The sequence below is a fragment of the Brevibacterium album DSM 18261 genome (assembly GCF_000426445.1).
Lineage (GTDB): Bacteria > Actinomycetota > Actinomycetes > Actinomycetales > Brevibacteriaceae > Brevibacterium > Brevibacterium album.
The window spans coordinates 79,287-104,236 of the sequence record NZ_AUFJ01000009.1; the positions used below are offsets into that span (position 1 = coordinate 79,287).

At 71.8% G+C, this 24,950-nt stretch carries 23 protein-coding genes; 10 read left to right on the forward strand and 13 right to left on the reverse strand.

Annotated features, from left to right (window positions below):
- Positions 1-152: 152 nt before the first annotated feature.
- From K318_RS18295 to K318_RS0100485, 3 genes are read left to right on the forward strand one after another with little or no spacing between them, the layout of a single operon-like run.
- Positions 153-437 (forward strand): type II toxin-antitoxin system Phd/YefM family antitoxin, encoded by a 285-nt coding sequence (locus tag K318_RS18295; protein ID WP_035280128.1) that lies wholly within the window; start codon positions 153-155, stop codon positions 435-437.
- A complete protein-coding gene (locus tag K318_RS0100480) occupies positions 430-849 on the forward strand; it encodes a type II toxin-antitoxin system VapC family toxin (RefSeq protein ID WP_029088015.1) in 420 nt (139 codons plus the stop codon). Before K318_RS18295 ends, K318_RS0100480 begins: the two co-directional genes overlap by 8 nt.
- A gap of 26 nt (positions 850-875) precedes the next feature.
- Entirely contained in the window at positions 876-1,511 is a 636-nt protein-coding gene (locus K318_RS0100485) for a histidine phosphatase family protein (protein ID WP_029088016.1), read from the forward strand.
- A gap of 68 nt (positions 1,512-1,579) precedes the next feature.
- Here K318_RS0100485 and K318_RS0100490 read toward each other — a convergent pair whose 3' ends face one another.
- Both K318_RS0100490 and rsmA read right to left on the reverse strand, forming a co-directional pair.
- Positions 1,580-2,617 carry a 4-(cytidine 5'-diphospho)-2-C-methyl-D-erythritol kinase gene (locus tag K318_RS0100490; RefSeq protein WP_245579719.1) on the reverse strand — a complete coding sequence of 346 codons (1,038 nt, stop codon included), beginning with the start codon at positions 2,615-2,617 and terminating at the stop codon, positions 1,580-1,582.
- Complete coding sequence (gene rsmA / locus K318_RS18300) at positions 2,614-3,591, reverse strand: 16S rRNA (adenine(1518)-N(6)/adenine(1519)-N(6))-dimethyltransferase RsmA (protein WP_051297284.1); 978 nt, start codon at positions 3,589-3,591, stop codon at positions 2,614-2,616. The genes K318_RS0100490 and rsmA overlap by 4 nt, the downstream gene beginning before the upstream one ends.
- 66 nt (positions 3,592-3,657) lie before the next feature.
- Between rsmA and K318_RS0100500 the strand changes: the two genes are divergently transcribed.
- Entirely contained in the window at positions 3,658-4,869 is a 1,212-nt protein-coding gene (locus tag K318_RS0100500; protein WP_035280129.1) for a THUMP-like domain-containing protein, read from the forward strand.
- Positions 4,870-5,010: 141 nt separating this feature from the next.
- A complete protein-coding gene (locus K318_RS18305; RefSeq protein WP_084499441.1) occupies positions 5,011-6,045 on the forward strand; it encodes a sulfurtransferase in 1,035 nt (344 codons plus the stop codon).
- 91 nt (positions 6,046-6,136) lie between these two features.
- Here the strand turns inward: K318_RS18305 and K318_RS0100510 are convergent, their stop codons facing one another.
- From K318_RS0100510 to K318_RS18310, 3 genes are all read right to left on the reverse strand, one after another.
- The gene (locus tag K318_RS0100510; RefSeq protein ID WP_084499442.1) at positions 6,137-7,483 is read right to left on the reverse strand and encodes an MFS transporter; all 1,347 of its coding nucleotides are present in this window, start codon (positions 7,481-7,483) and stop codon (positions 6,137-6,139) included.
- A 270-nt stretch (positions 7,484-7,753) separates the two neighbouring features.
- Positions 7,754-9,385 (reverse strand): glycoside hydrolase family 3 N-terminal domain-containing protein, encoded by a 1,632-nt coding sequence (locus K318_RS0100515; RefSeq protein WP_029088020.1) that lies wholly within the window; start codon positions 9,383-9,385, stop codon positions 7,754-7,756.
- A 151-nt stretch (positions 9,386-9,536) separates the two neighbouring features.
- Positions 9,537-10,766 carry an MFS transporter gene (locus K318_RS18310; RefSeq protein ID WP_051297285.1) on the reverse strand — a complete coding sequence of 410 codons (1,230 nt, stop codon included), beginning with the start codon at positions 10,764-10,766 and terminating at the stop codon, positions 9,537-9,539.
- Positions 10,767-11,020: 254 nt separating this feature from the next.
- On the opposite strand from K318_RS18310, the gene K318_RS0100525 reads away from it, so the two are divergent.
- The 3 genes from K318_RS0100525 to K318_RS0100535 all read left to right on the forward strand — a co-directional run bounded on the left by K318_RS0100525 (position 11,021) and on the right by K318_RS0100535 (position 15,709).
- Complete coding sequence (locus K318_RS0100525; protein WP_156913726.1) at positions 11,021-12,223, forward strand: peroxidase-related enzyme; 1,203 nt, start codon at positions 11,021-11,023, stop codon at positions 12,221-12,223.
- Positions 12,220-14,520, forward strand: a complete 2,301-nt coding sequence (locus K318_RS18315; protein ID WP_084499443.1) for an FAD/NAD(P)-binding protein — start codon at positions 12,220-12,222, stop codon at positions 14,518-14,520. The genes K318_RS0100525 and K318_RS18315 overlap by 4 nt, the downstream gene beginning before the upstream one ends.
- Positions 14,521-14,587: 67 nt before the next feature.
- Complete coding sequence (locus K318_RS0100535) at positions 14,588-15,709, forward strand: glutamate--cysteine ligase (protein WP_029088022.1); 1,122 nt, start codon at positions 14,588-14,590, stop codon at positions 15,707-15,709.
- Positions 15,710-15,951: 242 nt separating this feature from the next.
- Here K318_RS0100535 and K318_RS18320 read toward each other — a convergent pair whose 3' ends face one another.
- Genes K318_RS18320 through K318_RS18330 form a run of 6 tightly spaced genes read right to left on the reverse strand, consistent with a single transcriptional unit; the run spans position 15,952 to position 22,168 of the window.
- Positions 15,952-16,428, reverse strand: a complete 477-nt coding sequence (locus tag K318_RS18320) for a Rid family hydrolase (protein WP_051297286.1) — start codon at positions 16,426-16,428, stop codon at positions 15,952-15,954.
- A complete protein-coding gene (locus tag K318_RS0100545; RefSeq protein ID WP_084499444.1) occupies positions 16,425-16,850 on the reverse strand; it encodes a RidA family protein in 426 nt (141 codons plus the stop codon). The genes K318_RS18320 and K318_RS0100545 overlap by 4 nt, the downstream gene beginning before the upstream one ends.
- Before the next feature lie 19 nt (positions 16,851-16,869).
- Positions 16,870-18,486 (reverse strand): dipeptide ABC transporter ATP-binding protein, encoded by a 1,617-nt coding sequence (locus K318_RS0100550; protein ID WP_051297288.1) that lies wholly within the window; start codon positions 18,484-18,486, stop codon positions 16,870-16,872.
- 31 nt (positions 18,487-18,517) lie between these two features.
- On the reverse strand, positions 18,518-19,498 hold the full coding sequence (locus tag K318_RS18325; protein ID WP_084499446.1) for an ABC transporter permease: 981 nt from the start codon (positions 19,496-19,498) through the stop codon (positions 18,518-18,520).
- A 14-nt stretch (positions 19,499-19,512) separates the two neighbouring features.
- On the reverse strand, positions 19,513-20,481 hold the full coding sequence (locus K318_RS0100560) for an ABC transporter permease (RefSeq protein WP_029088025.1): 969 nt from the start codon (positions 20,479-20,481) through the stop codon (positions 19,513-19,515).
- A 7-nt stretch (positions 20,482-20,488) separates the two neighbouring features.
- Positions 20,489-22,168: an ABC transporter substrate-binding protein gene (locus tag K318_RS18330; RefSeq protein WP_084499447.1), complete on the reverse strand. Its 1,680-nt coding sequence runs from the start codon at positions 22,166-22,168 to the stop codon at positions 20,489-20,491.
- Between the two features lie 287 nt (positions 22,169-22,455).
- On the opposite strand from K318_RS18330, the gene K318_RS18335 reads away from it, so the two are divergent.
- Positions 22,456-22,818, forward strand: a complete 363-nt coding sequence (locus K318_RS18335; RefSeq protein ID WP_245579720.1) for a helix-turn-helix domain-containing protein — start codon at positions 22,456-22,458, stop codon at positions 22,816-22,818.
- Between the two features lie 34 nt (positions 22,819-22,852).
- Here the strand turns inward: K318_RS18335 and K318_RS25680 are convergent, their stop codons facing one another.
- Positions 22,853-22,987, reverse strand: coding sequence for a hypothetical protein (locus K318_RS25680; protein WP_281170669.1), 135 nt, complete (start codon positions 22,985-22,987; stop codon positions 22,853-22,855).
- 86 nt (positions 22,988-23,073) lie between these two features.
- Between K318_RS25680 and K318_RS0100580 the strand changes: the two genes are divergently transcribed.
- Positions 23,074-24,060, forward strand: a complete 987-nt coding sequence (locus tag K318_RS0100580) for a DNA topoisomerase IB (protein WP_029088026.1) — start codon at positions 23,074-23,076, stop codon at positions 24,058-24,060.
- A 127-nt stretch (positions 24,061-24,187) separates the two neighbouring features.
- Here the strand turns inward: K318_RS0100580 and K318_RS0100585 are convergent, their stop codons facing one another.
- Positions 24,188-24,928, reverse strand: a complete 741-nt coding sequence (locus tag K318_RS0100585; protein WP_029088027.1) for a PIG-L deacetylase family protein — start codon at positions 24,926-24,928, stop codon at positions 24,188-24,190.
- Positions 24,929-24,950 lie beyond the last annotated feature (22 nt).

Below are 24,950 nucleotides of genomic sequence, written 5' to 3' on the forward strand. Positions count from 1 at the left end.
TGGGGTGTTCCGGTGTGGCCGCAGGCGCGGCTCCGCGCTCCGCTGCCGCGGTTGCTTGCCGCGGCCTGGAATGCTGCGGGGACAAGCCTAGCGTTCCGGGACCGCGGGGGCGCGCACTGTCAGAACTAGCACCTAGGCACTAGAATTGGATCATGAAGACCATCACCATGACCGAGTTCAACCAGCGGGTCTCCGCGGTGGTCAGCGAGGCCATCGCCCGCGGTGAGACCGTGCAGGTCACGAAACACGGGCGCGCCGTGCTCCGCCTCGTGCCGGAGACGCCTGCCGGCGAGGATCCCGTCCAGTCCCTCATCGACTCCGGCCTCGCCTCCGCCCCGCGCAGAGCGCACTCCCCGATCGGAGCGCGTCCACCCGTGCCGCTGACGCACGACCTCGATGACCTGATCGCAGCCGTCAACGCGGATGCCGATGTCTGAGCGCGGGCCGCGAGCGGCCTGGTACATCGATTCCTCGATCGCGCTGCGCATCCTGCTGGGACACAGCCGAACCGCAGTCGAATGGTTCGATGCGCAGGCGGAGGCAGGCAGCGCTCTGATCTCCTCCCGCCTGCTGGAGCTCGAGATGACGCGCGTGCTCCGCCGCGAAGGGCTCGGTGTCACCGCGGCAGAGGCATTCACCGCAGAGCTCACCCTCCTCCGCGTGGACGACGCGCTCCTGAGGGAGGCCGCGGCGATCCGGCCCCATGTGAAGTCCCTCGACGCCCTCCACCTCGCTTCCGCTCAGCGCATCGGCCCCGGACACGTCACGGTGGTGACGCACGATGCCGCCATGGCCCGCGTCGCAGACACACTGGGCTTCGACGTGTTCGACCCCGCCGCCGAGCACTGATCCCGCCGATGGGATTTCATGTGTCCATGCGCACCCTGTACATCGTGACCCATCCGGAGGCCTCGCACCACGTCGAGGGCCTCGTGGGCGGCTGGTACGACTCGCCCCTCACCGACCGCGGCCTCGCCCACGCACGGGCCGTCGCCAGCGCACTCCGCGCGCGGATTCCGGACGACGCCGAGGCCGAACTCCTCTCCTCCGACCTCCTCCGCACACGGCAGACTGCCGAGGCGATCGCAGACCTGCTCGCCGTCCCCGTCCGCTGCGATCCGCGTCTGCGCGAGAAGTCGTACGGCGAGGCCGAGGGCAGGCCGCAGTCCTGGCTCGACGCCCGCTTCCTTCCGCCCCCGACCTGTGGCGGGCGCCTCCACCACGACGAGGGGATCAGCGGTGCCGAGACCCTGGCGGAGCTGGGCACCCGTGTGGGCGCGGCGGTAGACGACCTCGTCGCCCGGGAGGCCGAGCACCAGATCGTCGTCACCCACGGAGGCGCGCTCACCTTCGCAGCCGCCGCGTTCCTCCGCCTGCCGCTGGACTCCCTCGAACACATGCGGCTGCACGGGACACCGGGAGGGATCACGGTCCTGACCGAGGACGACTTCTTCCGCAACCGCTCACTCATCGAGCTGAACGCGACGGAGCATCTGCACACCGGCGGTTGACGGAGGCCTCCGCCGTTCGCCGCTCCGGAGGACGTGACAGACGGGAACACCCGAAGCCCTTCCCTCCCTCACTCCACGAGGTGCGCTCCGCGCGCGGGGCCGGTGGTGCGGACCACCTCGCGCACGCCGCGGGAGGCCTCCAGCAGCACCGCGAGTTCGAGTGCATGCGTGGCGTTCTGGGCGAGGAACCCCACCGTGGGGCCGGAGCCGGAGAGCAGCACCGCGAGCGCACCGGCCCGCTCGCCCTGCTCCATCACATGCGCCACGTCCGGAAGCAGGGTCACCGCGGCCTGGGTCATGTCGTTGTGCACCGCGGCGGCGAGGTCCTCGACGCTGCCCGAGGCGAGCGCGGCGAGCACGGCGGTGGGCTCGGCCAGGCGCAGCTGCCGGAAGCCATCCGTGCCCGAGGCGCCCGCACCGGCAGCCGCACCACCCTCGCCGGCGGCCCTGCCGCCCGCAGCCGTCCCCCGCTCCGCCCGCAGCTCATCGAGCCTGCGGTAGACGAGGGGCGTGGAAAGCGCGCCGGTCGAGGTCGCGAGCACCCAGTGCTGCGTGCCCTGCGCGAGCACCGGCGTGAGCTGGTCGCCCCGCCCCCGCCCCAGGGCCACTCCCCCGCGCAGGGCGAAGGGCACGTCCGCGCCCAGCGTCGCGGCGATCTCGTGCAGCGCGCCCCTGTCATCGAAGCCGGCCAGCGCGGCCGCCGCACGCAGCGCCGCCGCCGCATCCGCCGAGCCCCCGCCCATCCCTCCGGCCACGGGCACCTGCTTGTCGATCGTGAGGGCCACCCGCGCATCCCAACCGGTCCGCTCCCGGAACGCCTGCACCGCGGCGAGCGCGAGGTTGCTGCCGTCGAGGGGAACCTCGGCGTGCGCGTACCGGCCGGTGAGGGCGACGCTGTCCTCGGCGGCCTCCGTGAGCGTGACGGTCTCCGCGCAGCCCAGCGCGGCGAAGACGGTCACGAGCTGGTGGTAGCCGTCCGCGCCCGCGTCCCCCACCCCCAGGTGGAGGTTGATCTTGCCGTGAGCGCGTGCGGTCGCCGACCGCGCTCCCCCGTGTGCCGTGCGCCCGGTGCGGTCAGCGCCCGGCCTGATCGCGGAGACCGTCACTGCGAATCGGCCTCCGTCGTGTTCGCGACCGCACCCGGGGAGTTCTCACCGGAACGGCGCCTGCCGGCAGCGCCGCCTTCAGCCTCACCCTCCGCATCAAGCTCCGCACGTGCCTCGGCGATGCGCGCGAACTCCTCCACGCCCAGCACCTCGCCGCGCGCCCGCGGGTCGATGCCCGCACGGCTGAGCACCGCCTCGGCGGCCGCCCCGGAGCCGGCCCAGCCGGTCAGCGCCGCGCGCAGGGTCTTGCGGCGCTGGGCGAAGGCCGCGTCGACCACCGCGAACACGGCCGCGCGGTCGCCCTCCCGCGGAGTCTCCCGCCGGGTGATCCGCACGAGGCCGGAATCGATGTTGGGCGCCGGCCAGAACACGTTCTTCCCGATGTCCCCGGCCCTCTCCACCGTCCCATACCACTGCGCCTTCACACTGGGCACTCCGTAGGTGCGGGAGCCGGGGCCGGCAGCCAGTCTGTCCGCGACCTCGGCCTGGACCATCACCAGCACCTGCGTGATCTGCGGGAACGTCGCGAGGAAGTGGAGGAGGACAGGAACGGCAACGTTGTACGGGAGGTTCGCCACGAGAGCGGTGGGCACGCCGAGCTCCTGCGGCAGCTCTCCGACCCTGAGCGCGTCCTCGTGGACGAGGGCGAAGGGCACGGGCGCGCCTGCCTCCGCTGCGGCGGCGAACCTGTCGGCTGCGAACTGCTCCACCGTCGCCGGGAGGCGAGAGGCCAGCAGGCCGTCGATCTCGACCGCCACGACCCGGTGCCCGGCATCGAGGAGCCCGAGCGTGAGCGAGCCCAGCCCCGGGCCGATCTCCACGACGGTGCTCGCCGGCGGCAGGTGCGCCGCATCCACGATCATGCGGACGGTGTTGGGGTCGATGACGAAGTTCTGTCCGCGCTGCTTGGTGGGACGGAGGTCCAGGGCATCGGCGAGGACGCGGACGTCGCGCGCGGTGAGCAGAGTCGTCATGGCACTCACACTAGTGGACGGGCGGACGTGCCCGAGGAGACCCGACGCGCCGCTAGGCTGGCCCGCATGGATGAGGCCACACTCGCGCAGCTGCTCGACCCGGACGCCCTGACGCTGCTCGACGGCATCGAGTACAGCCCGGCTGCGGAGCTCGCACTGGCCGGACGCCTGCGCCGGGACGGGGTGAGCCCCGAGCTCGCGCGCGAACTCCTCGCGCAGGCGCAGCTGAGGCAGGAGGCCGAGGCGAAGTTCGGCCCTTTCGCAGACCGGATGCTCTTCACCCGCGACGGGCTGGCGCAGGCCACGCGGCTCTCCGTCGCCGCGCACCATGCCCGCAGGCTGCTGGCCGCCGAGCCCGCACTCATCGGCGATCTGGGCTGCGGCCTCGGCGGGGACACGATGGCTCTCGGCGGCCTGGGCGGCACGGTCCTCGCCGTCGACGCGGACCCCGTCACGGCGGCACTGGCCGCCTACAACCTCCGTTCCCTCGACACTGTGACGGTCGAACAGGGCACCGCCGAGGCCCAGGACCTCTCCCGCTTCGACGTGCTCTGGCTCGATCCCGCCCGCCGGACCGGTGACGGGCGTACGAGCGCTGCCCGCCGCCTCACGGACCCCGAGTCCTTCTCTCCCTCGCTCACCTGGGCCTTCTCCACGGCCGAGGCGGTCGACGGGGTGGGGGTGAAGCTCGGACCCGCGCTCGACCACGAGCTCGTCCCGGCCGGCTGGGAGGCGCAGTGGGTGTCCGAGTCCGGAGACGTCGTCGAGGTCGCGCTGTTCCACGGCAGCGTGCGCCGGCGGCCCGGCCGGAACGCCCTCGTGCTGGGCCGGGGCTCCGCACTCGAGGTCCACGAATCGCAGGTGCCCGCGGACGACGAGGACGGCATCGGCGAACTGGGCGACTACCTCTTCGAGCCCGACGGCGCGATCGTGCGCGCGGGGCTCGTGACCGCGCTCTGCGAACCCCTCGGCATGCGCCGCGTGAGCGAGCGGATCGCCTACCTCACCGGCGATGCGCTGCCGACGGGCACCGCGGCGAACGCCGTGCGCGCCTACGAGATCGTCGACGTCCTGCCGGCCGGGATCAAGCAGCTGCGCCGGGCGCTCGTGCAGCGCGGGATCGGGAAGGTCGTCATCAAGAAGCGCGGAGCGGACATCGTGCCCGATCAGGTCCGGCGCCAGCTCAAGCTCCCCGGCGGCGAGAGCGCCACCCTCGTCTTCACCCGGCTGGGCGAGGACCACGTGGTGCTCCTGACCCAGCCCGTGTCGCTGGAGTGAGCGCTGTTGAGTGCCACCCCTCGTGCCGCTGGACGCCCAGGTATGACTGGGCGTCCAGCGGCACAAGGGGTGGGTGAGTGCACGCGCGGCCGAGGGAGATCCGCGATACTCATCAGGCAGCCGCATCGTAAGGAGACACCCATGACACAGGCGTCCTCGTCCCAGTCCCCCAACACCGACCCTGCGCACGGCACCGGCCCTGCGCACGGCACCTCACCGCCGGCCGGCCGGGAGCCCGCCCGCGAGGACTCCGCGCGCGAGGCGGTGCTCATCACCGTCGAGGAGCTCACCCGCCTGCTCGCCGCCGCAGAGGCCGGCACACAGGAGCCCCCGGTGCTCCTCGACGTCCGCTGGACGCTCATGCACCCGGACGGACGGGAGGACTTCGCGGCCGGCCATCTCCCCGGCGCCCGCTATGTGCCGCTCGACGAGGAGCTGTCCGACCATTCCTCCTCCGATCCCGCGCGCGGCAGGCACCCGCTGCCTTCCGCCGAGGCGTTCGAGGCGACGGCGAACAGGTGGGGTGTGCGCTCGGGCAGTGCCGCCGATCCCGGCACACCCGTCATCGTGTACGACGACGCCTCCGGTCAGGCCGCCGCGCGCGCCTGGTGGCTGCTGCGCTGGGCGGGCCATGAGAACGTCCGGGTGCTCGACGGCGGCTGGCCCGCCTGGCGGGACGCCGGCCTGCCGATGGAGACAGGAGCAGGCGCGGACGGTCCAGACACTCTCGCGAACGCCGATGCGGCCGCCGCACACGCCGGCTTCACCATCCGGCCGGGCTCCATGCCGGTCCTCTCCGCGGACGAGGCCGCCGCCCTCGCACAGGCGCCCTCCGGACTGCTGCTCGACGCCCGCGCGCCCGAGCGCTATCAGGGCCTCACCGAGCCCCTCGACCCCGTCGCCGGTCACATCCCGGGGGCGCACAATGCGCCCGCAGGACAGAACTCCGCGGACGGACGGCTGCGCAGCACCGGCGACCTCCGCGCGCACTACCGCGCACTCGGCGCCCTGGACGACGGCACCTCGGTGGGCGCGTACTGCGGCTCCGGCGTCTCCGCCTCCCACACCGTCCTCGCACTCGCGAGCCTGGGCGTGGAGGCCGCGCTCTTCCCCGGCAGCTGGTCCGCGTGGTCGAACGATCCCGCCCGTCCCGTCGCCACGGGTGAGGAAGGCTGAGACGACCTCCAGCTCCATCCACCGGGTGAGCGGTCGCTGTCGGTTCGAGCGCCGTAAACCGACAGGAACCGCCCACCCGGAAGGGTGGGGCTCAGCTGTGCTCCCCGGCGGTGCGCGACCTCCTCAGCTCGATCCGCGGTGCCTCGATCCCCGGAGCGCGGAGGAGGAAGGTCAGGAACAGACCCACGAGATAGATCGCGGCCAGCACCCACACGACCGGGGCCACACCCAGCAGGGGCACGAGGGCCGCGATCGCCGGTCCGATGAAATTCGACAGACCCGCGCCCAGGTTCAGCACCGCCACCGCTGCCGCCTTGTTGTGCGGCGCCAGCAGGGGCACCACTGCCGAGAGCGGCACGTACATGCCGAGGGCGAGCCCGTACACGATGCCCAGGACGAGCACGACGGGATAGTTCGCGCCGAGCCCCTGGGGCACGTAGTAGAAGCCGAGGACGGTGAGCGCGGTCGCGAGGCCGCCGCCCCAGGCGATGACATTGAGCCGACCGAAGCGATCGGAAGCGTACCCGGAGACGAGATTGGCCAGCACGTTCGCGAACAGCATGGTGCCCCAGATGGAGGACCACTGCGCCTGGGAGAAGCCGATGGTGCCGACCATGTAGACGTTGAGGAACACCGCGAAGGAGTAGTACGACATCGTGTTGATCATGCGCAGAGCTCCGCCGAGGGCGACCTTGGGCTTCTGCACCATGATCGTCACGCTCGTGACCAGCCCCCGCACGGTCTGCTCGCGGGTCATCCGGTATGCGCCCGGACGTGCGCGGATCAGCACCGCGACCATGAGCGTGGCGAGGACCACGAACACCAGCGAGGACCACAGGGTGCCGAGCGCACCCCACGGCTCGACCACGAGCGCCACGAAGTATCCGCTGATGACCCCGAGTCCCATGGCGTTGAAGAACCAGTACCAGCCCACCGCCTTGCCCATCACCCGGGCAGGTGTCTCCATCGTCACCCAGACGAGGAAGCCGTAGGCGAAGAACGGATAGCCGATGGCCCTGACGGAGTAGGCCGTGAGCATGACGGCATAGTCCTCCCGCATGACGCCCCACAGCAGGAAGACCACCTGGAAGACGACCCAGATGATCCCGCCCGTGAGCATGACGCGCCGCGGACCCCAGGACTCCGCGAGCGCACCGGCCAGCCACGCCGACACCGCGACCACGATGCCGTAGGCGGTGAAGATCAGAGCCACCCGGCCCCCGCCGAATCCCATGTCGGTGAGGTGATTCGACAGGAAGCTCAGCTCGATGCCGTCGCCCACCATGAACAGCATGAGCGCGAGGAACCCCCAGGCCAGGGTACGGGAGATGCCTTGGCTGTCCAGGATGCGGCCGAGTGTGCGGCCTCGCGGACGGGCGGGCGGTGCGGGGACGACAGGGTCTGTCGGCGTCGCGCACGCAGCAGGGTCTGCGGACATGGGCTCCTCCTCGGGCTGCGCGGGCATCGGGGCCGCACAGCGGAATGCGGGAATGTGCGCGTCCCCGGAAGGGCGCCCGCCCATCGTGCGCGGAGGATGCCCTGCGCTCCCGGCCCGTCGTCACACGGCGCTGTCCACCGTCACACGGCGCCGCCCAGTGTCACACAGCGCCGCTTGCCGCCATCCGCCATCCACCGGGTGAGCGGTTCCTGTCGGTCTGCGGCGCTCGAACCGACAGGAACCGCTCACTCGGCGGAACGGGAGGAAACCTCAGCCGCAGGAGGGCGCGTCCTCGAACCCTCCGACGGGCACCGTGCCCCGCGCCGTGAGCTCGCCCGCGAGGTACTTCGCGGCGGCCGCGAGGGCGTGCGGATTGTCGTCGTAGACAGCGAGCACGGTCTCGGCGTCCGCCCCGCTCAGCTGCCACGGGCCTCCCGTGCCGATCACCGCATCGGCGGGGGTGCCGGCATCGAGGCTCACCGTCGTCCCGCCCGTTGACTCCCCCGAGGCGACCTCGAGCTCCGCCTTCTCCGCGGCCTCGGCGAATGCCTCCCGCTGCGCCTCCTCGCCGCCCACCAGGCGGATCGACCCGACCGGCTCCGGGATCTCGCACTCACCGGCCAGCACCGTGAGCGAGGCGTCCGCGAGCGCCGTGAACGCCTCGTCCGCGGCGGCCTCGTCCGGCGCCGAGACCTGTGCCGCCTCCGCCGCCCGGTGCTGCCACAGCTGCATCGCGACGACGCGCTCGGAGGCCTCGGTCAGGCGCTCACGCTCGAGCTCCCCGGACTCCAGTGCGGCCGAGAGCGCGGCCACGGCCTCGCCGGAGTCCTCCGGCATGAGCGCGAGATCGGCTCCGGCCCGGATCGCCTTGACCGTCTCCTGTCCCGGCGCCTCGCTGACCGCTCCCATGTTGAGCGCGTCCGTGACGGCCACACCGTCATATCCCACGTCCTCGCGCAGGGACTCGTAGACGTCCGGGTTGAGCGTCGCGGGCAGCTCCTCGGCACCGGGCAGGCCGATGTGGCCGACGAGCATCATGGGCACATTCGCCTCGGCGGCGGCGCGGAAGGGCGCGTAGCTGCTCTCCGCGAGCTCCTCGAGGCTCTCCTCCGAGACCGGCAGCGATTCGTGGGAGTCCACCGTGAGCGCCCCGTGCCCGGGGAAGTGCTTCGCCGAGGAGGCCACGCCCGCCGCGGTGTAGCCCTCGATCGCCGCCGTCGCGACGGAGGACACGAGCTCCTGCTCGGAGCCCGGCGAGCGGACGTTGATGGTGGGGTCCGCGCTGCCCACCGTGACATCGGCGACAGGGGCGAAGTCGATGGTGAAGCCCAGATTCCGCACATCCGTGCCCTGCGCGGTGACGGCGTCTGCGGTGATCCGCTCGTCGTCCGCGGCGCCCGCGGCCATGAGCGGCGGGAACTCGACGGCGGCGTCGTTGAGCCGGGCGACGGGACCGCCCTCCTGATCCACGCCGATCGCCACGGGCCAGCCGCGCTCGCCGATCGCCCCGGCCAGGGTGTCCGTGATGCCGGAGACCTCCTCCGGTCCCGCGCCCTCGGGCAGGTTGTAGCCCATGACGATGGCGCCGGCGAGGTGCCTCTCGCGGATCGCGTCCGCCGCGGCCTGAACGTCCGTACCGCGGTAGGTCATCATGACGACGCTGCCCACGAGCTCCTCGTCGCTCATGCCCGCGACGATCTCCGCGGCCGCCTCCCTGTCCTCCTCGGACACCCCCTCGGCGGGGTCCGGCGCGCCCTCGACGGAGGCCGGGGGCGAGGCCGGTGCCACAGACTCGGAAGCGACCTCGGTGCCTGCTCCCCCGACCTCCTCGTCCGCGGAGCCGGAGCACCCTGCGAGCACGAGACCGGCGGACAGGACGAGGGCACTCAGGCGTCTGCGCATGCCGTCCATGCTAACTGCGCAGACGCCGCCCCAGACCACGATGCGCCGCAACGAGGCCGCAGCACCACGCGCTGCAGTGTCCCCGCACGGGCGATGCGCGCCCCGGGTGGCGGACGACGACACGAGACGGTGCCATGACCCGTCCCCCGCATCACATTCTGGCCCGCACCAGGAGCCTGGGGGCGAGCGCGAGCGCCACGACGAGGCACACGACGGCGGTGATCCCGAGCCCCACCGTGAAGCTCGTGCCCGCAGCGATGAAGCCCACGAGGAGCGCGCCGAGGCCGGTGCCGCAGTCGAAGCCGATGTTCCACACCATGCTCGCAGCATCCCGGTGACGGGGTCCTGCCACCGCGAATGCCTCGACGAGCGTGACGTTCTGCAGGCTGCCGTAGGCGACTCCGGTGAGCGCCATGCCGCCGATGAGCCCCGCCCCGCTCTCCGCGGACACCGCCCAGGCGCACAGCGCCAGCCCCAGCGCGCCGATGAGCGACAGCGGCGCGGGGAACACCCGGTGGCCGAACCGGTCCGCGAGGCCGCCCACGAGCCAGCGGGTCGCCGCCGCCGTGAGCGTGAAGAGGAACAGGCCCGCCACGGAGGCCTGGGCCAGGCCGGGGAACTGCGGGGCGAATGTGAGCAGGGCGCCGCCCGGCGTCGTGATCGAGAGCAGCACGAGCGAGGGAACCACGAGGCCGGCCCAGGGGCGCGCCGAGGCGAGAGCGGCCTCGGTGCCCGTCTGCGCCTCGGGAGCCTCCCCGGCCTCGACCCGATCGATGCGCGTCCCCAGCAGCAGCCCGGGCACCGCGGCGGCGATCGGGGCCGCGCCCAGGACGAACACGGTGAGGAAGCCGAGGTGTTCGGCGATCCACACCGAACTGGGAACCAGGATGAGCTGCGGCAGCGCGATGGAGAGCCCGTACAGGCCGATGGCCTTGCCGCGGCGGGCCGGTTCCACGAGGAAGGCCGTGGCCGAGGAGCCGCACACCGTGAGCACCGCGAAGCCGGCACCGCGGACGGCGGAGAGGACGAGGATCCACAGCAGGTCGTCGGTGAGGAGGAGGAAGAGGGAGGGCGCGCCCAGGAGCACCGTGCCGATCACGAGGGTGGTGCGCCAGCCCAGGCGGGCGAGCGCCCAGGGCACGGCGGTCTGGAACGCCACGGTCGCGGCCATCATGACGGCGTTGACCATGCCGGCGCCCGCCTCGTCGGCACCGCCGCGCACCGCCCACAGCGGTGCGGTCGAGAGCATCGCGCTGTAGCCTGCGAAGCCCAGCATGGACAGGGCCATGAGCGCGCGGATGCCGGGAATGCGGATGACCCGCCGCTCGGGCTCGTCGTGCCGGCGCCCATGCTCCTCGTGCGGCCGCTCCTCGTGCGTCATGTGCGGTGTGCCTCCCGGATCGTGCGCTGTCCTGCGTCGCTGCATCGCTGCATTCCTGCGTCGCTGCAACGCTGCCCACAGCGAACCTTCGCACATCCGGCGGCCGCATGCCCGGCAGGGTCCGTCCCCGCGCCGCCCTCCTCGCGCCACAGCCTCCGCACCGCCCTCCTCACACCGCGCCACCGTGACGCCCTCCCATGACGGCGGACACACCGCGTGGACGGGCGGGGAGACCCCGTGCCAGAGTTCTGTCCATGAGCGATCCCATCGGCGCCCTGCTGGGCGACTCCCCTCTCCTGCCCGTCCTCACCGAGGCCAAGCCCGAGGTCCTCGACCAGACCAGGCTCGCCTATGCGGCTCTGTACGCCGAGGCTCATCCGCTTCCCGCCTCGGCCCTCCACGCGCTCGCGGCGGTCGTGGCCGCACAGCAGGGCTCCGCGGCCCTGTACACGCACCATCTGGACGCGGGTGCCGATGCGGAGCTCGTCCGCTCCGCACTCGCCGGTGAGGCGCCGGCCGATCCCCTCCTCGCCGCCGTCCTCCGGCACGCGGACATCGTCTCCGTCTCCCCTGCCCTCGCCGAGCCCGAGGACCAGGACGCCCTCGCCGCGGCCGGCGTCGACGAGGACCTCGCCGTCCTCGTGAGCCAGCTCGTGGCCTTCGAGTCCTATCTCATCCGCATCGTCGCCGGCGCGCAGGCCCTCACGGCCGCAGGGGCCGGGCCCGAGGCCGCCGAGGCGCCCGCAGCCGGCGCCTCGGCGGGAGAGCTCCCCGCCCCCGCGCGCATCCCGGCCAGCCGCGGGCGGGACGGGCAGCGCAGCGACCGCACGCGCACCGGCCGCCTGCGGCCCACCGCCTTCACACAGCGGATGCTCGACTGGGAGCCGTGGATCGCGACTCCCTCCGCCGACGAGCTCACGCCCGAGCAGATCGAGTCCTTCGCCGCGAAGTCCGGCACGGGCAACGTCTACTTCCGCCTCATCAGCCGCACGCCCGGTGTGACGAAGGCGCGTTCGGCGCTGGACAACGAGGTGTTCCTCTCCAGGGCCGGCCTGCCCAAGGGCGAGCGCGAGCTCGCCGCCGCCGTCTCCAGCAAGGTCAACGACTGCGTCTACTGCGCCTCCGTCCACGCCCGCAAGGCGACGCAGCGCACCAAGCGGGAGGCCGATGTCGACCGCGTGCTCGCGGTCACGCTGCCCCGCGACCACGACTGGATCCCCACCGAGGTCACCCCGCTGGCCGAGGGCCAGGACGAGCGGTGGACGGTGCTCGTGGAGACCTCCGCACGCCTGGCTGCCCTCGTGCCGGAGTTCTCCGCCGAGGACGTGGCCCGTCTGCGCGCGTTGGGCCTGAGCGATCTCGAGATCGCCGACCTCATCGCCTCGACCGCCTTCTTCGGCTGGGCCAACCGTCTCATGCTCACCCTGGGCGAGCCCTACTGGCCGGAGGGCGAGTGAGCGGGAGGGCACAGACGGCTCCCCCGGCTGGAACAGCGGCTCCCGAGGCCGATGCCTGCCCGGCTGCGGCCTCCGCGCACGAAGCCGCCGGAGCCGGGGAGCCGCAGCGCTTCGATGCGGTGATCGTCGGCGGCGGCCCGCGCGGCGTCGCGACCGTCATCCGCACGGTCGCACGCCTGGAGGCCGAGAGCGGAGAGGGAACCGCCGGGAGCACCACGCCAGGTGCCGCCGGGAGAGTCGCAGCGGGAACCGGACCGCTGCGCATCGCGATGGTCGATGCATGCGAGGTGGGGCCGGGCGCCACCTGGCTCACGACCCAGCCGGCGCAGTACCTCAACAACACGACCGCCTCGGCGACGACGATCCACCCGGACGAGTCCACGCACATGAGCGGCCCGCCCTCCCCCGGTCCCACCCTCGTGGACTGGATGGAGCAGGTGTTCCGCGCCGGCCACCACTCGGCCGGTGCGTGGGTGCCCGCCGAGGCCGGGTCCCTCCGTGCGCTCGACTTCACCTCCCGCAGGCTCCAGGGCGTGTACTACCGCGACCAGCTCGACGCCGCGGCCGCGCACCCGCGGATCGCGCTGACGGAGTTCAGGGCACTCGCGGTGGATCTCGAGACGCGGGACTCGGGGACGGCGGTGGTGCTCGCCGACGGCCGCCGGCTCGCGGCTCCCACCGTCGTCCTCGCGCAGGGGATGGTGCAGGCGGTCCCGGACTCGGAGACGCAGCGGCTCACCGCGTTCGCCTCCGAGCACGGTCTCCGCTACGTGCCGCCCGGCATGCCCGCGGAGCGCGATTTCTCGCGTCTGCCCGCGGGCGAGACCGTGCTGGTGCGCGGACTGGGCGCGAACTTCTTCGACGTCATCGGCGCGCTCGCCGCGGAATGGGGCGGGCGCTTCGAGGAGGTCGAGGGCGATCCCCACGGCCGGCTGCGATACGTGCCCACGGGCCGGGAGCCCAGGCTCGTGGTCGGTTCGCGCCGCGGGATGCCCTACCGGAGCAAGCCCGTCCCCTATTCGCCGGAGCGGCCGTTCGCGGCCCGCTGGGCGAGGCCGGAGTGGTTCGCGCAGATGCGGGAGCGGCGCGGACTCGACTTCGCCGCCGAGGTGTGGCCGGTCATCGCCCGCGAGATCGCCGACCAGTACCTCGCCGCCCTCGCGGACTGGGCGCCGGAGGCCCTGCGCGAGGACCTGCGGCCGGCACCGAAGCCCGCGCCACGGGCAGGGACTGCGGACGGTGCGGGAGCGGGCACGGACGGCGGGGCCTCCTCGGCGGAGGCCCCCGCCTGGGTCCGGGAGCTGGAGGCCTGCGAGACGGGTGAGGAGGTCGAGGCCGTCCTGCGCGAGGCGGTCGTGGACCCGCGCTGGAACTGGGTCTTCGCCGACCTCCGCCGGCCCACGCGCGGGAATCCCGTGGCACCCGAGGAATGGGCGGACTTCGTCGACCGGCTGGTCGCGGATGAGCTCGCCTCCATGAGCGAGGCCGCGGTGCACCCGCGCGCCGCGGTCAACCGGGTCATGAGCGTGCTCCGGGGACCGGCCCAGCAGCTGGGCGCGGTGGGCGCAGTGGCGGGCGACTCCCTCGTCCGCGATCTGCACGGGTGGTTCGACGCGGACGGGCTGTTCCTCGCCTCGGGCCCGCCCGCGGGACGCGTCCGCCAGGTGCTCGCGCTCATCGAGGCCGGGATCGTCGATCTGCTGGGGCCGGAGACGGCCATCGACACGGTCGTGGAGGACGAGGCAGCCACGGCCGGCACCGGCGGAGGACCGACGACGGACAGAACAGCCGTGAGCGAGGCGGCGGCCGGCGAGGCGGCCTCGGACGCGTGCGAGTCCCCGGCGCCGCGGGGCCTCTTCCGCGCCGCCTCCGGCATCACCGGTCGGACGGCAGAGGCGCGGGTGCTCCTGGAGACGCGCATGTCGAAGGGCAAGGTCACGCACACCGACGATCCGCTCCTGCAGGCGCTGCTGAGCTCGGGGCGCGCGCGGATCCACACGGTGGACGGCGTGCGGACGGACTACATCGAGGCCTCCGGCGCCGAGGTGAGCGAGGCCGCGGAGGCCGGCCACAATCTCGTGGACGCCTCGGGCGCGGTCGATCGCTCCGTCGTGGTGCTCGGCATCCCCGCCTCCACGACGCAGCCGGGCAGTGCGATCGGGGCGACTCCGCACAAATCCTCGCCGCTGCTGGCGGGTGCCGACATCGCGGCGAAGCAGATCGTGCGGCGGGCCCGCGGACCGGTGCCGGCACCGGTCCCGGAGCACCCGCAGGGAGCGGCCGGGAGCGCTGTGTGACATTCCGTGACGGACCCGTGCTGAACCTCGGTCAGCACGGGTCCGGCGGTGCAATACGATGACGCGCATGGTGGATTTCGCGAAGTCGGCACGGTCGACGCTGGGCGCCGAATGGGAGCTCGCCCTCGTCGACCGGGAGACCCTCGATCTGGTGCCGCGTGCGGGCGAGGTGCTCGACGCGATCGCGGGCACGCCCATCGCGGGGCATGTGGTGGGCGAGATGCTCACGAACACCGTCGAGGTGGTCTCCGGGGTGCACACCCGCGTGCGCGATGCCGTGGCCGACCTCGACGGCCTCATCCGCGAGCTGAGGCCATTCACCGACGATCTTGGCCTCGAGCTCCTGAGCGCGGGCACGCACCCCTTCGCCCTGTGGCACGACCAGGAGGTCACGGACAAGGAGCGCTACGCGGAGCTCATCAACCGCACGCAGTGGTGGGGCCGGCACATGCTCATCTACGGCGTGCACACGCATGTGGGCATCGACTCGCGCGAGAAGGTGCTGCCGATCCTGCGCGCCCTCCTGGGCTATGTGCCCCACCTCCAGGCGGTGAGCGCCTCCTCCCCGTTCTGGGAGGCGACGGACACGCACTACGCCTCCAACCGGGCCATGATGTTCCAGCAGCTGCCCACCGCCGGCCTGCCGTTCCAGTTCGAGGACTGGGGCGGGTACGAGGCCTATGTGGCGGACATGATGAGGACAGGCGTCATCGACCAGATCAATGAGATCCGCTGGGACATCCGGCCTGCGCCCGGCTGGGGCACCATCGAGGTGCGGGTGTGCGACGGGCTCGCCACGAGCGCCGAGGTCGCCGCCGTCACCGCCTTCGTCCAGTGCCTCGTGGACGATTTCTCCGAACGCCTGGATCGCGGGGAGGCCCTGCCGACCATGCCCGACTGGTTCCATGTGGAGAACAAGTGGCGCGCAGCCCGCTACGGCATGGAGGCGATCATCATCGAGAACGCGGCGGCGGACGAGCGCCTCGTCACCGAGGTGATCGCGGACGAAGTGGAGCGTCTGGCGCCCGTCGCGGACCGGCTGGACTGCGAGGAGGAGCTCGAGCTCATGAACGCCTTCGCCTCCTGGGGCGCCGGCTACCAGCGGCAGCGCGCACGCCTGGAGCGCACGGGCGATCTCAGGGACGTCGCCGCACTGCTCGTGGAGGAGTTCCGCGCCGGGAGGCCGTGAGGGGCGCAACTCGCTCTCACGCGAGGACGCCGGAGCCCCAGGCCGAGTGGACGCCCAGTTCCTCCCACAGACGCCCAGTTCCGCGTTCGCGCACCCAGTTCTCGCGTGGAGACGCCCACTTTTCCCACAGACGCCCAGATATCCGGCGGGATACCTGGGCGTCTGCGAGAGAAGTGGGCGTCCTGGATATGAGCGCTCACGCCGGGAGGTCCCGGGTCAGTGCCCCTCAGCGGTGTCCTGGGTCAGCGCCTCTCAGCCCGCACCGCGTAGGCGCGGATCTCCACGAGGCTGTCGTACCCGGCGGCGGGGGCCTGCACCAAGGAGAGCGCGGGAGCAGGGCGCTCGCCCAGCCAGGCGTTCCATGCCGCGGCGAACTCCTCCGCGTCCTCGATCCGCTGCAGCCACACCTGGGCCATGACGATCCCCGCCGGGTCCGCGCCGGTCTCGGCCAGCAGCTCCTCGATCCGGTCGAGCACCTGACAGGTCTGGCCCTCGACCCCCTCGGACTTGTCCGGCGCGGTCAGGCACGCCGAGGCCAGCCCCCGGAACGCCGAGGCGAGGAAGATCCCCGGCCGCCCCGAGCCTCCGACTCTCCCCACCTTGGTGATGGCCTCCTCCGCGGCGCCGCTCACCGCGGCAGCGCCGCCCGTCCCGGAGGCGCCCACCCCGGCAGAATCGCCCGCCCCCGCGGCGCCCATCGCTTCCCGGCTCGTGCTCACGACTCCCCCTCCCCCGCACGCCGGGCGGCGATGGCGACGACCTCCACGAGGACGTCCGGCCTGTGCAGCGCGCCGGAGACGCAGGTGCGGGCAGGCGGGTTCGCCGTGTCGATCCAGTGGTTCCACGCCTTGTTCATGGCCCCGAAATACCGCATGTCTGCAAGCCACACATGGATCATGAGCACCGAGCCCTGATCCTCGCCGAACCGCTCCAGCAGACCATCGAGCTTCCGCAGGCACCAGCTGGTCTGCTCGGCGGCGCTCAGCGAAGTGTCCTGCGCCGTGATGCCGGAGAAGAAGATGAGATCATCGGTGGCGACCGCCTCGGCCATCCGCGCCCCGGCGACCTCTCCGCTCCCGGCCCTCTCCAGGCCTGCGACTTTCGGGCCCGCTCCTCGTGCTGTGCTCTCGTCCCGTCCCATGCCTCTGCCTTCCCTTCTCTCAGACCCCGCGCCCCGGAACCGCGTCCAGAAGGGCCTTCGTGTACTCGCTCTGCGGACTGTCGATCACTCGCGCCACCGGGCCCGACTCCATGACCCGCCCCGTGCGGAGCACCACCACCTCGGTCGCGATCTCCGCTGTCACCGCGAGGTCATGGGTGATGAAGAGGCAGCTGACACCGGTCTCTTCCTGCAGCCGGCGGAGAAGATCGAGGATCTGCTTCTGCACCAGCACGTCGAGGGCCGAGACCGCCTCATCGCATACCAGCAGCTCCGGCTCCGCGACCAGCGCCCGTGCGATCGCGACGCGCTGACGCTGTCCCCCTGACAGTTCCCCAGGGTACTTCTCCAGTGCCGAGGCCGGCAGCGCCACCTGCTCCGCACAGTCCCGGACCCGTCGGCGCTTCTCACGGGAGGGGACGTCCCGCACGGGCACGAGCGATTCCGCGATGAGGCTCTCGACGCTCCAGAACGGATTCAGCGAGGAGAACGGGTCCTGGAACACCGGCTGCGTCAGGCTCCTGAGGTAGCGGACATCGGCTCTCGACCCGGGCCTGATCACCCGCGTGCCCACCCGCGTCTCACCGCTCGTGGCCTGCTCCAGGCCGAGGGCGATGCGTGCGACGGTGGACTTCCCCGAGCCGGACTCACCGATCACGGCCGTCGTGGTGCCGCGTGCGATGCGCAGGCTGACATCGTCCACGGCGCGCAGGGGTTCGCGCGAGCCCCTGATCCTGAAGTCCTTGACCAGGCCGGAGATATCCAGCGCCGCATCTGACTGCGTCGCGGGTGCGCGCCGCCGGTGCGCGTCCAGCCGGGGTGCGGCGGCGACGAGCTCCCGCGCATAGACGTGGGACGGGGCACGGAGGATCTCACGCGGATGCCCGCGCTCCACTATCTCACCCTCGCTCATCACCACGACCTCCTCGGCGCGGTCGGCGGCCACGCCCAGATCGTGGGTGACGAGGATCCGGGTGAGGCCTCTCTCCTCCGCGAGCACGTCCAGATGGTCGAGTATCCGCCTCTGCACCGTGACGTCGAGCGCCGAGGTGGGCTCATCGGCGAGGATCAGCTCGGGCTCGCCGGAGAGCGCGATCGCGATGAGGATGCGCTGCCGCATGCCGCCGGAGAACTCGTGGGGGTACTGGCGGATCCGCCGCTCCGGCTCGGGGATGCCGGCGTCCGCCATGAGCTCGACGGCCCGCGCGCGGCGGGCCTCCCGCGAGCGCATGCCGTGCTGCCTGAGCGAATCGCAGATCTGGTCGCCCACCCGCATCGCGGGATTGAGACTCGCCATCGGGTCCTGCGGCACGAGGCCGATGCGCGATCCCCGAAGGGCGCGCACGCTCGCGGCGTCCAGGGCCGGCAGCGTCACGCCGTCGTAGACCACCTGCCCGGCGGTCACCTTCGCGTTGGACGGCAGCAGGCCGAGCAGCGCCTTCACGGTCGTGGACTTCCCCGAGCCCGATCCGCCGACGATCGCGAGCGATCCGCCCCTGGCCACCGTGAAGGAGACGTCTCTGACCGCAGCGTGACCGCCGTACTCGACGTGCAGGCCTCTCACCTCGATCAGCGCCTCGGGACGGCCTCCTGTCGCCGTGGAATCGCGTTCCTCCATCGTCAGACTCCTCGCTGTGCCTCGCACTGCACTACTTCGCATTGGGATCGAGCGCATCGCGCATCGCATCGCCGAACATGTTGAATCCCAGGCACATGACGATGATCGCCAGTCCCGGCCAGACCGCGGCCGAGGGCGCACGGTAGATGTACTCCTGCGCATCGGCGAGCATGATCCCCAGGGAGGGGGCGGGCGGCTGGATGCCGAGCCCCAGGAAGGAGAGCATGGCCTCGCCGATGATCGCCACCGGGATGATGACCGTCGCCTGCACGATGATCACCGAGGAGGCGTTGGGCAGCAGGTGCTGGAAGAGGATCCGCACCTGTGAGATGTTCATCGCCCGCGCCGCCTGCACGAACTCCAGCCCGGAGATGCGCAGCGCCTCCCCGCGGACCACCCGGACGATGATGGGGATGTTCGCGATGCCGAGGGCGATGGCCGCATTCTCCAGGCTCGGGCCGCGGATGGCCGCCAGGCCGACCGCGATGATGAGGAAGGGGAACGCGAGGGCCACGTCCGTGAGCCGCGAGACCACGGCATCCGCGGCCCGCGAGTATCCCGCCAGCAGGCCGAGGGGCGTGCCGACGCCCACCGCGACGCCGACTGCCAGCAGTCCGATCCACAGCGAGGTCCGCACGCCGAACAGCAGCCTCGTGAGCACATCGCGCCCGAGGTCGTCCGTGCCGAGCGGGTGCCCTGCCGTGCCCGGCGGCAGGAACGGCGAGCCGAAGTCCACCTCGCTGAAGTGGTAGGGGGTGAGCAGGGGTGCGGCGAGTGCGGCCGTGAGCGCCAGGAGCAGCAGCCCCCCGCCCACGAGGCCCATGCGGTTGCGCACGAGGCGCCCGAGGCCGCGGAGGCAGGGGTTGCGGCTGCGGTCCCCGGCAACGCCTGGGCCCGCAGTGCCGGGACCGCCGGTTCCGGGGTCGTCGGTCCCCGGACCGCTGGTGCCGCGGGCCTCAGGGGACGCGGCCGGGCCCCCGGTGCCGCGGAGGGATGTGCTCGCTTCATTCATGTGTGCGCGCCTCCTCATGCGCTGATCCGAACGCGGGGGTTGATCACTGTGTAGAGGATGTCTACGGCCAGGTTGATCACGACGTACAGCACCGTGACGACGAGGACGACCGCCTGGATGACCGGGAAGTCCCGGGCGAGGATCGCGTCGAGGGTGAGGCTGCCGACGCCGGGGAGCACGAAGATCTGCTCCGTCACCACCGCGCCTGAGAGCAGTGCGCCCAGCTGCAGCCCGGTGATCGTCACCAGGGCGATGAGGGAGTTCCGCAGACCGTAGCGGAACAGCACCCGCGGTGCAGAGAGCCCCTTCGCCTCGGCGAACCGCACATAGTCGGTGCTCATCGTCTCCAGCATCGACGCCCTGGTCTGCCGTGTGATGACCGCGGCGAGCGCGGTCGCCAGCACGACGGCGGGCATCGTGAGGTGATGGAGCGACCGGAGCGGATCCGCGGTCATGGCCACGTACCCGGAAGCCGGGAACCAGCCGAGGCCGACGGCGAAGAGGAGGATCCCGAGCATGCCCAGCCAGAAGCTCGGCAGGGACAGCCCGAGCAGCGCGATGAGGTTCGCGAGGAACTCCGGCATGCGGCCCCGCCGCCGCTCCGCGATCATGCCGAGGGCGATGCCCGCGACGGTCGCGATGACGACGGCGTACAGGGCGAGCCACAGCGTCACCGGCAGGGTCTGCGCGATCATGGCCGTCACCTCCTGCCCCGTGCGGGTCGACTCGCCGAGGTCGAGGGTGACCACGCTCCTGAGGAAGAGGAGGAACTGCTCCGGCAGGGGCCGGTCGAGGCCGAGGTCCGTCCGGATCGCAGCCACCTCCTCCGGCCCGGCCTCGTCGCCGGCCATCGCCCGGGCGGGATCGCCGGGCAGCGCTCGCATGCCCAGGAAGATGACGGCCGCGGAGAGGAGCAGCGTGATGAGCGCCTGGCCGGAGCGGATGAGGAGGAAGCGCAGGGTGTTCAGATGCCGCCCGTCCATCCGTGCCTCAGTCCTCGGAGAGATCGTCGACGTCGATCTCGTCCGCCTGGGCGTCCGGGTCGACGAAGGCCGCCCGCGAGAGCCGCAGGATGCCGTCGGGAGAGAACCAGACGCCCGCGACCGATTCGTGGACCGCGCCGAGGTTCGCCAGCCGGTAGGTGAAGATCATGGGATTGAGCTCTGCCGTGCGCTCCACCGCGCTCGCGTACAGGGCCACGCGCTCATCGTGGTCGACCGTGCGCGTCGCCGCGTTCAGGTCACCGTCCAGCGCCTCGTCGGAGACCCCCGAGTAGTTGTTGCCGCTGCCCGAGGCGAGGTAGTTGTGCATGTTGCTGTGCGGATCCACCATGCCGCCCCAGCCCACCAGCACGGCCTCGTAGTCGCCGCGTGCCTGGGCGTCGAGGAGGGCCGTCCACTCCGTCGGCTGGACGTCGATCTCGAATCCGGCCTCCTGCACCGAGGCCTGCAGCGCCTGGGCGTAGCGCAGCGAGTCCTGGTTGTTCTGCACCGTGAGCTCGATCGTCACCGGCATCTCCACGCCCAGGCCCTCCAGGATCTCGCGGGCGCCCTCCGGGTCATAGGGCGGGCAGTCGGTCGCCGTCTCGTCCGCGAAGACGCTGATGGGCGACATCGGCGTGCACGCCGACTGGTACCAGCCGTTGAAGACCACGTCCACGAGGTTCTCGCGGTCGATCGCCAGCGACAGGGCGCGCCGGACCTCCGGCTCCTGTGCCAGCAGCGTGTCCACCTCGCCGGCCGGCTGGCCGACGCCGTCGGTGTTGCCCACGTTCACGGTGATCCCCTGGAAGCCGAGGGAGTCGAGGACGAGCGGGGAGACCTCGGTGCCCTCGCCCTGTGTGAGCGCGTCGAAGTCCTGGGGCGAGACCGTGTCGGTCACATGGACATCGCGGGAGCGCAGGTTCGCCGACCGGATGTTGTTGTCCGGCATGATGACGTACGCGATCGAGTCGAGGCGGACCTGGTCCGCGTCGTAGTAGTTCGGATCCGCCACGACGCTGATCCGGGTCTGCGGAACGCGCTCGTCGAACTTGAAGGGCCCCACGCAGCTGGGGTTCTGTGCGAAGTCGTCGCCCAGCTCCTCCAGTGCGGTGGGGGACATGATCATCCCGGCCCGGTCGGAGAGGCTCGCGAGGAGCGGGGAGAACGGCTCATCCAGTTCGATCTCCACCGCGTGGTCGCCGACGACCCGCACATCTGCGACCGGACCCATGTCCGAGCTGCGGGCGGACGTGTCGTGCTCGAGGTGGCGCGCGAGGCTCACCTCCACCGCCTCGGCGTCGAGCGGGGTGCCGTCGGAGAAGACGGCATCCTCGCGCACGGGGATCGTCAGCACGGTATCCCCGTCGGAGAACTCGGGCAGCGCGCTCGCGAGCATCGGCACGATCTCGCCCTCGGCATCGATGTCGTAGAGCTTCTCGCACATCGATTCGAAGACCATGCGGCCGGCGCGGGTCCGCGCCGTCGTCGGATCCAGCGCATCGGGCTCCTGCGAGAGCGCCATCACCAGATCACCGCCGTCCAGCGCCTGCTCCGGTTCGAGGGGGACGGAAGGCTCCCCTTCCCGTGAGGGCGGCTCCGTCTCCTCTCCCGCCGGGCCCTGGCCGCAGCCCACGAGGGCTGTCACCGCGGCGATTGCGATTGCTGTGCGCGCAGTCTGTCTCTTCACGTCTGATGCACCGTCGATTCCTGTGGTCGATGGAGGGTTCCGCTCCGGAGCCGCACCGCTGCGGCTCGGGAAAGGGCATGTGGGGCCCGGTCGCACGACGCCTCTCGCTTCACGGCTCCTTCCCTCAGCGCTGAGGGAAGACACCGCGGCTCCCGATGAGGCGGATCCGGTCCGCCTCGCGGCGGAGTGTTCGTCCGACGACCAGGATGCTACTTATAAGTGTGCAGATTATCAATCTATATGCAGTTGACGCACAAGGTACATACATGCATGGGCAAATGCTACTCATGAGTCTGTGGACCGCCGCTGAACGGGCGCAGATGCTGATAGGCGTGGCACTCGGCGATCTGCAGCGACAAGTCGGCGCGAACATCCGCAGGCACCGCAAGCACGAGGGCCTGACCCAGGAGGAGTTCGCCCGGCGGGTGGGCGTCCACCGCACCTACCTCGGCGGTCTCGAACGCGGGGAGCGCAACCTCACCCTGAAGGCCGTCGAATCCATCGCCCAGCAGCTGGGCCTCGAACCGCTCGTCCTGCTCGCGAGCGAGGAGGACCGCGCACGCATGGCAGATCTCGCCGCACCTCCCGCGCTGCAGCTCGGCATCAGGACATCCTCCTCTGAGAGCGCGGGCTCGGCTCCGTCCCGGTGACCCCGCCTCGCTCGGAGCGCGAGGATGGGACCGTTCACACCACCAGCACGACGGCCGCCGCCACCGTCACGAGCGCGGCGGCCGAGGACAGGAAGACGACCGCCGCGCTCGCGGCTCCCGCATCGTCGTGTTCGGAGGCCGGCAGATACGCGGTCGCGGAGCCGAGCACACAGTGGCCCCAGCCCCCGCTCCCTGTGGGCAGTGCCTGCCGGAGAGCCTCCGCATGGAACAGGTCTCCTTGGCTATCATCGGCGTATGGCATCGGCATCCGGGGCACGGGGGCGCCTTCGCCGCAGCGATCCGGCCTCCCAGGGGATCACGCGCAGACGCCGCGGCACGGGCTGGTCCTTCCGCACGCCCGACGGCGAGACCGTGCGTGATGCCGCCGAGCGCCAGCGCCTGCTCGACCTGGCAGTCCCGCCGGCATGGCGGCGCGTGTGGATCTCTCCCGATCCGCGGGGGCACATCCAGGCCGTGGGGATCGACGAAGCGGGCCGGCGCCAGTACATCTACCATCCCGCCTGGCACCAGCGGCAGGCGAAGAAGAAGTTCGACAGGGTGCTCGCAGTGGGCCCTGCGCTGCCCGCCGCCAGAAGGAAGGTCACGGTGCTGCTGCGCTCCGGGGGCACCGGACTCGCCTGCGCTCAGGCGGCGGCCTTTCGCCTGCTGGACCGGTTCGGCATCCGCGTGGGCGGCGAGGAGTACGCGGAGGCGCACGGCACATACGGGCTCACGACGATGCTCGGGGAGCACGTGCAGGTTTCCGGCGAGCACGTGCGCCTGAGCTTCCTCGGGAAGTCCCACCAGCCCGTCGAGCTGGAGACCCGGGACCGCGATCTCGCCGAGGCCCTCTCGGACCTGCGGGGACGGCGGGACGAGCCGGCCCTGCGCTGGCACGGCGAGGACGGCTGGACCGGCCTCAGCGGGCCTCAGGTGAACGAATTCCTCCAGGAGGTGACGGGCATCGAGATGACGGCCAAGGACTTCCGCACCTGGCACGCAACGGTCCATGCGGCCCGGGCCCTGGCCCGGCTGCACGATCCCGCGGCCTCGCCCACACGGCGGCGCCGGGCCGTGAACACCGCCCTCGACGAGGTCGCCGGGTTCCTCTGCAACACCCGCGCGATCGCGCGCAGCTCCTATGTGGATCCCCGGGTGATCGACCGCTTCATGGACGGGGAGACGCTGGAGGCGAAGACGTATCACAGCGCCGAGCGCCGGCTGCCGGACTTCCTCGGTTAGAGACTGCCTCGGGTGAGCCTGTCCCGGCTGAGACCGCCTCGGCAGGGCACACGCCCCTGCGAGCATGAGGTGCGCACGCAGCCGAGAACCTCCTCGACCCCGTGCGACGAGCCGGACTTCTCCGCCCTCACTCCTTCAGTCTGTGGGCGTCGAAGCCCACGGCATAGGGCACTCCTGCGGCCTTCCCCATCTCCGTGAGGATGTCGGGGATGAAATCAGCCGGGGCCGGGTGCCAGGGCAGGTCCGCGAGATAGGCTTCGTGCGCCTCGAGCGAGGCGACCGCCCGTCCCACCGCATCCTCGCCCACCTCCACGACGCTGTTGGACTCGCGGCCGGTGAGCAGCAGCCAGGCGGCACCCCACGGCTCCAGGCCCTCCTCCGCGAGCAGCTCGGGGAAGACCCAGCGGTTGTCGGCATCGCGCACCGCGTCGATCGCCGCGAGGCCCACGGCTCGGTGGTCTGCGTGATCGAGCCCCCAGCCCACGAACAGATCGCCCGAGCCCGTCACCACCGCATCCGGCCGGAACCGCCGGATCTCGCGGGCGATCGCGCGACGCAGCGGCAGGCCGTACTCCACCATGCCGTCGGGGAAGCCGAGGATCGCGAGGCTCTCGATCCCCACGGCCTCACCCGCGCGGCGCTGCTCCTCCGCACGCAGCGGCCCCGCCTCCTCGGGCGGGCGCTGCATCCCGGCCTCACCGGCGGTGAGGAGCAGATAGCCCACGTCGATCCCGCGGGACGTCCACTGCGCCACCGCGGCCGAGGTGCCGTACTCCGCATCATCAGGATGTGCGACCACCACGAGGATGCGCTCGATGCCGGTCTCGTCCCAGGGTTCGAGGCGCGCAGCGCCGGTGCTCTCGCTCATGGCCCGAGACTACTTGCCGAGA

Coding starts and splice junctions, on each gene's coding strand:
- K318_RS18295 (WP_035280128.1), top strand. CDS start 153: ATGAAGACCATCACCATGACCGAGTTCAACCAGCGGGTCTCCGCGGTG.
- K318_RS0100480 (WP_029088015.1), top strand. CDS start 430: ATGTCTGAGCGCGGGCCGCGAGCGGCCTGGTACATCGATTCCTCGATC.
- K318_RS0100485 (WP_029088016.1), top strand. CDS start 876: ATGCGCACCCTGTACATCGTGACCCATCCGGAGGCCTCGCACCACGTC.
- rsmA (WP_051297284.1), bottom strand. CDS start 3,591: ATGACGACTCTGCTCACCGCGCGCGACGTCCGCGTCCTCGCCGATGCC.
- K318_RS0100500 (WP_035280129.1), top strand. CDS start 3,658: ATGGATGAGGCCACACTCGCGCAGCTGCTCGACCCGGACGCCCTGACG.
- K318_RS18305 (WP_084499441.1), top strand. CDS start 5,011: ATGACACAGGCGTCCTCGTCCCAGTCCCCCAACACCGACCCTGCGCAC.
- K318_RS0100510 (WP_084499442.1), bottom strand. CDS start 7,483: ATGTCCGCAGACCCTGCTGCGTGCGCGACGCCGACAGACCCTGTCGTC.
- K318_RS0100515 (WP_029088020.1), bottom strand. CDS start 9,385: ATGCGCAGACGCCTGAGTGCCCTCGTCCTGTCCGCCGGTCTCGTGCTC.
- K318_RS18310 (WP_051297285.1), bottom strand. CDS start 10,766: ATGACGCACGAGGAGCGGCCGCACGAGGAGCATGGGCGCCGGCACGAC.
- K318_RS0100525 (WP_156913726.1), top strand. CDS start 11,021: ATGAGCGATCCCATCGGCGCCCTGCTGGGCGACTCCCCTCTCCTGCCC.
- K318_RS0100535 (WP_029088022.1), top strand. CDS start 14,588: ATGGTGGATTTCGCGAAGTCGGCACGGTCGACGCTGGGCGCCGAATGG.
- K318_RS0100545 (WP_084499444.1), bottom strand. CDS start 16,850: ATGGGACGGGACGAGAGCACAGCACGAGGAGCGGGCCCGAAAGTCGCA.
- K318_RS0100550 (WP_051297288.1), bottom strand. CDS start 18,486: ATGGAGGAACGCGATTCCACGGCGACAGGAGGCCGTCCCGAGGCGCTG.
- K318_RS18325 (WP_084499446.1), bottom strand. CDS start 19,498: ATGAATGAAGCGAGCACATCCCTCCGCGGCACCGGGGGCCCGGCCGCG.
- K318_RS0100560 (WP_029088025.1), bottom strand. CDS start 20,481: ATGGACGGGCGGCATCTGAACACCCTGCGCTTCCTCCTCATCCGCTCC.
- K318_RS18335 (WP_245579720.1), top strand. CDS start 22,456: ATGAGTCTGTGGACCGCCGCTGAACGGGCGCAGATGCTGATAGGCGTG.
- K318_RS0100580 (WP_029088026.1), top strand. CDS start 23,074: ATGGCATCGGCATCCGGGGCACGGGGGCGCCTTCGCCGCAGCGATCCG.
- K318_RS0100585 (WP_029088027.1), bottom strand. CDS start 24,928: ATGAGCGAGAGCACCGGCGCTGCGCGCCTCGAACCCTGGGACGAGACC.